Source organism: Streptomyces sp. BV286 (genome assembly GCF_019090165.1).
Classification (GTDB): Bacteria; Actinomycetota; Actinomycetes; order Streptomycetales; family Streptomycetaceae; genus Streptomyces.
In genome coordinates, this window is record NZ_JAHRIB010000137.1 from 1 (window position 1) to 9,798 (window position 9,798).

7 protein-coding genes are annotated in these 9,798 nt (G+C 71.2%); 6 read left to right on the top strand and 1 reads right to left on the bottom strand.

Annotated elements, in window-relative coordinates; translation table 11 throughout:
* On the top strand, nucleotides 1-1,912 hold a 1,912-nt coding region (locus KUF83_RS19475), incomplete at its 5' end, for an ATP-binding SpoIIE family protein phosphatase (RefSeq protein WP_217456011.1).
* A gap of 230 nt (nucleotides 1,913-2,142) precedes the next feature.
* On the opposite strand, the gene KUF83_RS19480 is transcribed toward KUF83_RS19475, so the two are convergent.
* A complete protein-coding gene (locus KUF83_RS19480) occupies nucleotides 2,143-4,494 on the bottom strand; it encodes a transglycosylase domain-containing protein (protein ID WP_217456012.1) in 2,352 nt (783 codons plus the stop codon).
* 259 nt (nucleotides 4,495-4,753) lie between these two features.
* On the opposite strand from KUF83_RS19480, the gene KUF83_RS19485 reads away from it, so the two are divergent.
* The 5 genes from KUF83_RS19485 (at nucleotide 4,754) to KUF83_RS19505 (ending at nucleotide 9,737) form a co-directional block, all read left to right on the top strand.
* Nucleotides 4,754-5,689: an SPFH domain-containing protein gene (locus KUF83_RS19485; protein WP_217456013.1), complete on the top strand. Its 936-nt coding sequence runs from the start codon at nucleotides 4,754-4,756 to the stop codon at nucleotides 5,687-5,689.
* Complete coding sequence (locus KUF83_RS19490) at nucleotides 5,686-5,937, top strand: hypothetical protein (protein ID WP_217456014.1); 252 nt, start codon at nucleotides 5,686-5,688, stop codon at nucleotides 5,935-5,937. Before KUF83_RS19485 ends, KUF83_RS19490 begins: the two co-directional genes overlap by 4 nt.
* Nucleotides 5,938-6,187: 250 nt before the next feature.
* On the top strand, nucleotides 6,188-6,712 hold the full coding sequence (locus KUF83_RS19495) for a PadR family transcriptional regulator (RefSeq protein ID WP_217456015.1): 525 nt from the start codon (nucleotides 6,188-6,190) through the stop codon (nucleotides 6,710-6,712).
* Nucleotides 6,709-7,395, top strand: a complete 687-nt coding sequence (locus KUF83_RS19500) for an ABC transporter ATP-binding protein (protein ID WP_217456016.1) — start codon at nucleotides 6,709-6,711, stop codon at nucleotides 7,393-7,395. Before KUF83_RS19495 ends, KUF83_RS19500 begins: the two co-directional genes overlap by 4 nt.
* On the top strand, nucleotides 7,392-9,737 hold the full coding sequence (locus KUF83_RS19505) for an ABC transporter permease (protein ID WP_217456017.1): 2,346 nt from the start codon (nucleotides 7,392-7,394) through the stop codon (nucleotides 9,735-9,737). The genes KUF83_RS19500 and KUF83_RS19505 overlap by 4 nt, the downstream gene beginning before the upstream one ends.
* The last annotated feature ends 61 nt before the right edge of the window (nucleotides 9,738-9,798 follow it).

Genomic DNA, 9,798 nt, shown 5'->3' on the forward strand with positions numbered 1-9,798 from the left:
GGGCCCGCCCGCGCCCTCCGGGGGCCACGGCCCGACCGGTGCGCCCGCGGGCTCCGGGCCCGAGCACTCCCAGCCCTCCTCCGCGGAGTCCGATCCGCACCGGCCGCGGCCCGCCCCCGAGGGTGTTCCGGCCCAGCCCGGCGGCGAGCCGGCCGCCCTCCAGAACGCCAAGGAGCGCCGTACGGGCCAGGGCCCGGTGCCCGGAGGGCCCATGCCGATGCGCCGTGACGGAGACCGGCTGCGTTTCGTGGGGGCCGCGACCCGGCGGATCGCCCGCGGCATCGACCTCGACGAGATCGTGATGGGGCTGTGCCGGGCCACCGTGCCGACCTTCTCGGACGCGATCCTCGTCTATCTGCGCGACCCGCTGCCGGTGGGCGACGAGCGGCCCACCGGGCCCGTCGTGCTGCGGCTGCGGCGTACGGACCGGATCCCGGAGGACCGGGACACCGAGGGTTTCCTGCTGCCCGCGCTCCAGCCCGAACCCGATGTCGGCATCACCGCCGAGCTGTGCACGGTACGGCCCGGCGGCGCTCTCAACGAGGTACTGCGCGGTGTACGGCCGGTGTTCGCGGACGCGCCCGCCGCCCGGGCCGCGCTGCCCGAGCTGATCGGCGACGACCTGACGGTGCCGGGCGGACAGCGCGCGATCCTCGCGCCGCTCCGCGGCCGCAGGCGCGTGATCGGTGCGGCGCTCTTCCTGCGCCGCCCGGACCGGCCCGCCTTCGAGGCGGACGACCTGCTGGTGGCGGCCCAACTGGCCACGCACAGCGCGCTCGGCATCGACAAGGCCGTGCTGTACGGCCGCGAGGCGTACATCGCCGACGAGTTGCAGCGCACGATGCTGCCCGAGACGCTGCCGCGGCCGACGGGTGTGCGGCTGGCTTCGCGCTACCTGCCGGCCGCGGAGACGGCCCGGGTAGGCGGCGACTGGTACGACGCGATCCCGCTGCCCGGGAGCCGGGTCGCGCTGGTGGTCGGGGACGTCATGGGCCACTCCATGACCTCGGCGGCCATCATGGGTCAGCTGCGTACGACCGCGCAGACCCTCGCGGGCCTCGACCTGCCGCCCCAGGAGGTCCTGCACCACCTGGACGAGCAGGCCCAGCGCCTGGGCACCGACCGCATGGCGACCTGCCTGTACGCGGTGTACGACCCGGTCGCGCACCGCATCACCATCGCCAACGCCGGCCATCCGCCGCCCGTCCTGCTGCACCTGGGCGGCCGTGCCGAGGTGCTGCGCGTACCGCCGGGGGCTCCCATCGGTGTGGGCGGGGTGGACTTCGAGGCGGTCGAGCTGGACGCGCCCGCGGGCGCCACCCTGCTGCTCTACACCGACGGCCTGGTCGAGTCACGGCTGCGTGACGTGTGGACCGGGATAGAGCAACTGCGTGAACGGATCGCGGCCACCGCCCAGTTGACCGGTCCGGACCATCCGCCGCCCCTGGAGGCGCTGTGCGACGAGGTCCTCGACATGCTGGGGCCGGGCGACCGGGACGACGACATCGCCCTGCTCGCCGCCCGCTTCGACGGCATCGCGCCCAGTGATGTGGCGCTCTGGCACCTGGACCCCGAGGACGCGGCGCCGGGCCGGGCCCGCAGGCTGGCCCGCAAGGCGCTCTCCCGCTGGGGCCTGGAGGAGCTGACCGACTCCGTCGAGCTGCTCGTCAGCGAGGTCGTCACCAACGCCGTGCGCTACGCCTCCCGGCCGGTCACGCTGCGTCTGCTGCGGACCGACGTGCTGCGCTGCGAGGTCGGTGACGACGTACCGCAGCTACCGCGCCTGCGGCAGGCTCGCGCCACGGACGAGGGCGGACGCGGCCTGTACCTGGTGAACAAGCTGGCCCGGCGGTGGGGCGCGACCCGGCTCAGCACCGGCAAGGTCGTCTGGTTCGAGCTGAACAGCAGCTGACGGCCGCCCACCCGGCCCGGCCAGGTGACCGGGGTCGGCAGTCGGCAGTCGGCAGTCGGCAGTCGGCAGGATCGAACCGCGGTCGGGCCCGGCCGCGCCTCCGGTCGAAGCGCCGCCGGGGAACCGCGGGCCGTACGCCGCGAAGTGTCCGCGGCGGTCACGCAGTTCCCCGCGCCCCCTCAGGGGGCGCCTCCTCCCGTGGTCACTGGAACGCGGTCACTGGAACACGGTCACTGGAACGCCTGGGGATCGTCCGGATCTCCCGGCAGTTCGATGTCGCCCGGCGGCGACGTCGCGCTGCTCGACGGGGTCGGTTCCTCGTCGTCCGGCGGGGTGGTCTCGGGAGAGCTCTCCGGCGGAGCGCTGCTCGTCGGCGGCTTCGTCGTCGGATCCTCGGGCGACGGTTCCTCGGCCGGAGCCGTCGGTGACGGGCTGAGCGTGGGCGTCGGGGTGGGCTGGACTGCCGCCCCCTGGTCCGTCTCCAGGTCGAACCTGGAGACCTCGTCCATCGCGTCGAACGTGTACGCCGCCCAGACCAGGGCCGGGAAGCCACCGCCGTTGACGCGGCCGCCGCCGGCCGCGCCCTGCAGCGTGACCTGGCTGAACGCCTTGACCTTGACCGGCTTCTCCTTGCCGCAGCGGGTGGTGCCCGCCTTGGCCGCTTCACCGAAGACACCCACCGAGGTGACGAGCTTCGGCGTGTAACCGGTGAACCAGGCCGACTTGTTGCAGTCCGACGTACCCGTCTTGCCCGCGACCTGCTGGCCGTCACGCGCCGGGTTGTCCCGTACGGACGTCCTGGCCGTACCGTCGTCGACCACGCCGGTCAGCACCGAGGTGACGGTGTCGGCGGCCTCGCGGCTGATGACCTGGTCGCCGATCGCGTCCGGGAACTCGACCGGGCGGTCCTTGTGCTCGACCGACTTCACGAGGGCCGGGGTGACCTTCTTGCCGTGGTTGTCGAGGGTCGCGTAGACGCCGGCCATCTCCAGCGGACTGGCACCCATCGTGCCGAGGGTCTGGGCGGGCACCGACTTGATGCCCTCGACGTCCATGCCGAGGTCGCCCGCCGTCTTCATGACCTCGTCCATGCCCACGTCGACGCCCATCTGCGCGAAGACGGAGTTGATGGACTTGTTCATCGCGGTCTGGACGGTGACGTCGCCGTAGTCGACGTCGTCCTCGTTCGGCGGGGAGAAGCCGACCTTCCTGCCGTCGTCGACGACGGGACGCTTGCTGGTGCCGTCGTAGATCGTGTTCGCCGTGATCGGCTGGTCCTCCTGGGTCGTGGCGTCCTTGTCGACGGCCGCGGCCAGGATGAGCGGCTTGAAGGTGGAGGCGGGCTGGTAGTCGCGGCGCGTCGCGTTGTTGGTGTAGTGCTCCACGTAGTCCACGCCGCCGTACATCGCGAGGACCCGGCCGGTCTTCGGGTCGACGGAGGCGGCACCGGCCTGGACGTCGGCGTCGACCTTCCGGTCCTTGCCGTCGAGCTTGCTGGTCAGCTTGGCCTTGACGGCCTTCTCCAGCTGGGCCTGCTTCTTCTTGTCGATGTTCAGCGTCATGGTCCAGCCGCCCGCCTTGACCATGGTCTCGGCCTCGTCGAGGTCGGCGGCCGTGCCCTGGGCGATGAGCTGCTTCTCCAGCGCGGTGTTGGCGGCCTCCACCAGATAGCCGGCCTGGCCCTCCAAGCCGGGCGCGCCCTTGGGGTCCTTCGGCACGGGGAACTTCATGGCGTCACGCTTGGCGGAGCTCAGCCAGCCCTCCCCGACCATGTTGTCCAGGACGTAGTTCCAGCGGGCCTTGACGAGCTTCTTGCTGGTGTCGCTCGCGACCGCCCAGTCGTACTGGCTCGGCGCCTGGAGCAGCGCGGCGAGATACGCGCCCTGCGCGACCGAGAGCTTGTCCGCGTCGACGCGGTAGTACGCCTGCGCGGCGGCCTGGATGCCCCAGGCGTTGCGGCCGTAGTAGCTGGTGTTGATGTAGCCCGCGAGGATCTGGTCCTTGGACTGCTGGCGGTCCACCTTCAGCGAGATGACCAGTTCCTTCAGCTTGCGCGTGACGGTCTGGTCCTGGGTGAGGTAGTAGTTCTTGACGTACTGCTGGGTGATCGTCGAGCCACCCTGCTTGCCCTTGCCGGAGAGGGTGTTGATCAGGCCGCGGGCCGTGCCCTTGAAGTCGACGCCGGAGTCGTCGTAGAAGGACTTGTTCTCGGCGGCGACGAAGGTCATCCGCACGCCCTTGGAGACCTGGTCGAGGTCGACCAGCTCACGGTTCACGACACCGGACCGGGCGAGCGTGTCGCCGTTGCTGTACTTGTAGATGTTGCTCTGCTGCACCGCGGCCGCGTTCCCCTTGGGAACGTCGATCATCAGGTACAGCCCGACGAAGGCCGCCATCCCGAGCAGGCAGAGGCCGAACAGCGAGCCGAGGATCTTCTTCCAGGTGAAGAGCCGGCGTATGCCGCTCTTGGTGCCACCGGTACCACCGGTGGCACCGCCCCCGGCGCCGGCTCTGGACGAGCGTTTCGGCGCGCCGCGGTGGCCACCACGCTGCCGCGCTCGTCTCTCTTCCGCTCGTCCCATGGGTCCGTCCGCTCCGCTTCCGTCTCTGGTGTCTCACAGGTTCGTCGCTCGGGTCAGCTCAGCAAACTAACACCGCCGCCGGGGACAAAGGTCGGCCGATCCGGCCTTTTACGGACGTGAGAATCAGCACCTGTCCCTCTGGAACCGACGATTCAGAGGAGTGGAAGGTTGCCGTGACGGGTAAAGTGATATCACTTAGCTAGAACGAAGCTAGGCGCCCGCATCCCGGGCGGCAGCACCATGAAACGGGGGACCACCCATGGCCACGCACGACTCTCCAGACATCGCCGACGTACCCGAGATGCCCGCTCCACGCGTCCGGGAGTTCGCCGCGCACAGCATCGGCGGCGGGCTCGCGCTGCTGCTCGGGCTCCTCGGCCTGCTGGCGGGCGCCGGCATGGTCGTCTCCGCCACCGCGGTGGACGCCACCGGCGCCAAGGCCGCGCTCATCGTGACCGGCATCCTGATCGGCCTCGCGGCCTTCGTCGCCATGTGCGGCCTGAACATGGTGGCGCCGGGCGAGGCCCGCGTCGTCCAGCTCTTCGGGCGCTACCGCGGCACGATCCGCGAGGACGGGCTGCGCTGGGTCAACCCGCTCACGTCCCGCACGAAGATCTCCACGCGGGTGCGCAACCACGAGACGGCCGTCCTCAAGGTCAACGACGCGTACGGCAACCCGATCGAGCTCGCCGCGGTCGTGGTGTGGAAGGTCGAGGACACCGCGCAGGCGAGCTTCGAGGTGGACGACTTCCTGGAGTTCGTCGCCACGCAGACCGAGGCGGCCGTGCGGCACATCGCCATCGAGTACCCGTACGACGCGCATGACGAGGCGGGCCTGTCGCTGCGGGGCAACGCGGAGGAGATCACCGAGAAGCTCGCCGTCGAGCTCCACGCGCGCGTGGAGGCCGCGGGGGTGCAGATCATCGAGTCCCGCTTCACGCATCTCGCGTACGCTCCCGAGATCGCCTCGGCGATGCTCCAGCGTCAGCAGGCGGGCGCGGTCGTCGCCGCGCGGCGCCAGATCGTGGACGGCGCGGTCGGCATGGTCGAGGACGCGCTCGCCCGGATCGCCGAGCGGGACATCGTCGAGCTGGACTCCGAGCGGAAGGCCGCGATGGTCTCGAACCTGCTGGTGGTCCTGTGCGGCGACCGGGCCCCGCAGCCGGTCCTCAACACGGGATCCCTCTACCAGTGAGCTCCCCTCCGGAGGGGACACCCCCTCAGCGAAGGCCGCAGCAGCAGCGCAAGCAGGTGCTGCTGCGGCTGGACCCGCTCGTGTACGAGGCGCTGGCGCGGTGGGCCGGGGACGAGCTGCGGTCGGCCAACGCGCAGATCGAGTTCCTGCTGCGGCGGGCTCTCGGCGAGGCCGGCCGGCTGCCCGGCGGGACCGGGCCGATTCCCCGGCGCGGGCGGCCTCCCCTTTCCGGCGAGGCCGAGGAGTAGGGAGCGAGGGCCCCTTCGACATCGGCTTCGGGGTCGGCTTCGGGTTGGACTTCGACAGCAGGTCGGAGGGGGCTGGTCGCGCAGTTCCCCGCGCCCCTGACGGGCGCGGCCCTGATCGGCGCGGGAGCCACCCCCTCCCCGGTGACAAAACCGTGACAATGCCTGCTGACCTGCAGTTCCGTACTGCCCGGATCGGACTATCCACCGTGCGTATACATGCGGTGTATACGCCGTGTGTACAGTGCTCCGCATGTCCATCGGTCACACGCTCCTAGGGCTCCTGGAGTCCGGGCCCCGTCACGGTTACGACCTGAAGCGGGCCTTCGACGAGAAGTTCGGTCACGATCGGCCTCTGCACTACGGCCAGGTCTATTCGACGATGTCCCGGCTGCTGAAGAACGGCCTCGTGGAGGTCGACGGCATAGAGGCGGGCGAAGGCCCCGAGCGGAAGCGGTACGCGATCACCGAGGCGGGCGTCACCGACGTCCAGCGGTGGCTCGCGACGCCGGAGAAGCCGGAGCCCTATCTCCAGTCGGTCCTCTACACGAAGGTCGTCCTCGCACTCCTGACGCACCGCGACGCGTCCGGGATCCTCGACACCCAGCGTTCGGAGCACCTGCGCATGATGCGCATCCTCACCGACCGCAAGCGCCGAGGCGATCTCGCCGACCAGCTGATCTGCGACCACGCCCTCTTCCATCTCGAAGCCGACCTGCGCTGGCTGGAACTCACCGCCGCGCGACTCGGCAAACTCGCCGAGGCGGTGACCCGATGACCCCCGCAGGCTCCCTGCTCGTGGCCCACGACCTGCGCAAGGCGTACGGCCCCACGAACGCGCTCGACGGTGCGGAGTTCTCCATCCACCCGGGCGAGATCGTCGCCGTGATGGGCCCCTCCGGCTCCGGCAAGTCGACGCTCCTGCACTGCCTCGCCGGCATCGTGACACCCGACTCGGGGTCGATCATGTACGACGGCCAGGAGATGGCCACCATGAACGACGCCCAGCGCAGTCAGCTGCGGCGCTCCGCGTTCGGCTTCGTCTTCCAGTTCGGCCAGTTGGTGCCGGAGCTGACCTGCGTCGAGAACGTGGCCCTGCCGCTGCGGCTGAACGGCACCTCCCGCAAGGAGGCAGAGCGCACCGCCCTGTCGTGGATGGAGCGCCTGGAGGTCGACGACCTGAGGAAGAAGCGGCCCGGCGAGGTCTCCGGCGGTCAGGGACAGCGGGTCGCGGTGGCGCGGTCCCTGGTCACCAGTCCGCGTGTGCTGTTCGCCGACGAGCCGACCGGCGCGCTCGACTCGCTCAACGGCGAGCGCGTGATGGAACTGCTCACGGAGGCCGCCCGGTCCTCCAACGCGGCCGTCGTGCTGGTCACCCACGAGGCACGGGTGGCCGCCTACTCCGACCGCGAGATCGTCGTACGCGACGGGAAGTCCCGGGACATGGAGCGCGTCGTATGAGCGTGCGGCAGGGGGCCAGGGACCTCGGCATGGGGGTCCGGTTCGCCTTCGCCGGCGGACGCGAGGGCTGGGTCCGGGCACTGCTGACGGCGGTCGGGGTCGGACTCGGGGTGGCGTTGCTGCTGCTGACGACCGCGCTGCCGAACGCCCTGTCGGTGCGCGACGACCGCGAGGCGGCGCGCGCCGACTTCACCTACAGCGGCAAGACGGTTCCGAAGGCGGACAACACGCTGCTGGTCGGCCGGTCGGGCACCACCTTCCGTGAGAAGGACGTCCGGGGGCGGGACCTGGAGCCCGAGGGCGCACGGGCGCCGCTGCCGCCGGGGGTCGGAAAGTTCCCGGGAGTGGGCGAGATGGTCGTCTCCCCCGCGCTGAAGGAGTTGCTGGGGTCGGACAGCGGAAAGCTGCTGCGGCAGCGGCTGCCGGACCGGATCGTCGGGACGATCGGCGAGAGCGGACTGATCGGGTCCGCCGAACTCGCCTTCTACCGGGGCGCCGAGGGGCTCGCGGAGCGGGGCGTCAACAACGCCCGGGTCACCCGCATCGACCGGTTCGGGGACGAGAACCCGGCCCAGCAGGACACCGACCCGGTGCTGCTCCTGCTGATCCTGGTCGTGTTCGTGGTGCTGCTGATGCCGGTCGCCGTGTTCATCGCCGCGGCCGTGCGGTTCGGCGGCGAGCGGCGCGACCGGCGGCTGGCGGCGCTCCGGCTGGTCGGCGCCGACGGCAGAACGACACGGCGGATCGCGGCCGGTGAGGCGTGCGCGGGCTCGGTGCTCGGGCTCGTCCTCGGTGCGGGCTTCTTCCTGATCGGCCGTCAGGTGGCCGGTTCGGTCGAGGTGTACGACATCAGCGTGTTCCCGAGCTATCTGAACCCCTCTCCCGCGCTGGCCCTGCTGGTCGGTCTCGCGGTGCCGGCGGCGGCCGTACTGGTCACCCTGCTCGCGCTGCGCGGCGTGGTGATCGAGCCGCTCGGTGTGGTGCGCACGGCCAAGCCCCCTCGTCGTCGCCTGTGGTGGCGGCTGCTGGTGCCACTGGCCGGGCTCGCGATGCTCTACCCGATGGTCGGACAGGGCCGCGACGGCGGCGAGTTCAACGAGTACCTGGTCACCGGCGGCGTCATCCTGCTGCTCATCGGCGTGACCGCGCTGCTGCCGTGGATCGTCGAGGCGGTGGTCGCCCGGCTCGGTGGCGGCGGTGTGGCCTGGCAACTGGCGGTACGCAGGCTGCAGTTGAGCAGCGGCGCGGCGGCCCGCATGGTCAACGGCATCGCGGTGGCGGTGGCCGGGGCGATCGCCCTCCAGATGCTGTTCGCCGGGGTGGACAGCGACTACACGAAGGAGACCGGCTACGACGTCGACCTGGCGCAGATGCAGATGACCGTGGACGACGGGACGCCGCTCGGCCGGGCGGCCGAGAAGCTCCGGCGCACCGAGGGCGTGCGGCACGTCTACGCCTACTCGGAGGGTTTCCTCGGGGACCGCAAGATGGACGCGGACACGACCACGCAGGTGACCGTCGCGGACTGCGCGTCGCTGCGCGAGGTGGCCACGCTGCCCTCGTGCCGGCCCGGTGACGCGTTCGCCGTGCCCGGGGGCGCGTACAACTCCGGCGACGACTCCGTCACGACGCTCGCGAAGCCCGGCCGCACCCTGTTCATCGACCCGGGCTGCCAGGGCTGCGCGGACAGCGCCGCGACCCCTTGGGTGGTGCCGTCGGACCTGAAGCGGGGCGAGCCCCGCATCGACCCGACCGGCGCGGAGCGCGGCGGTTTCCTGATCACCCCGGAGGCGCTGCCGGCTGCCGCCGCTACGGCGATGGCCGGCCAGCTCTACCTGAATCTCGACGAATCCGTACCGGACGTGCGTGACCTGGTGCGCAACGAGGCGGCCAGGATCGACCCGCTGAGCGAGCCCATGGTCTGGCAGTCCGCAAAGCAGGCCGACAAGTTCACCGCCATCCGCACCGGGCTGTTCGTCGGCGCCGCGTGTGTGCTGGCGCTGATCGGGGCGAGTCTGCTGGTGTCGCAGCTGGAGCAACTGCGTGAGCGCAAGAAGCTGTTGTCGGCGCTGGTCGCCTTCGGCACCCGGCGGCGCACACTGAGCCTTTCGGTGCTGTGGCAGACGGCGATCCCGATCGCGCTGGGCCTGGCGCTGGCCCTGGTGGTGGGAGTCACCCTGGGCGCGGTCCTGCTGCGGATGACGGGCACGGCGGTACGTGTCGACTGGCCGAGCGTGCTGGCGATGACCGGCGTGGGCGCCGGGGTCGTCCTGGTGGTGACACTGCTGAGCCTGCCTCCGCTGGTCAGGCTGATGCGCCCGGACGGACTGCGCACGGAGTAGGAGGGCAGGGCGCACCACGCTCCCTCCACGCCACCCGCTCGGTCCGCTCGAAGCCGCGGCC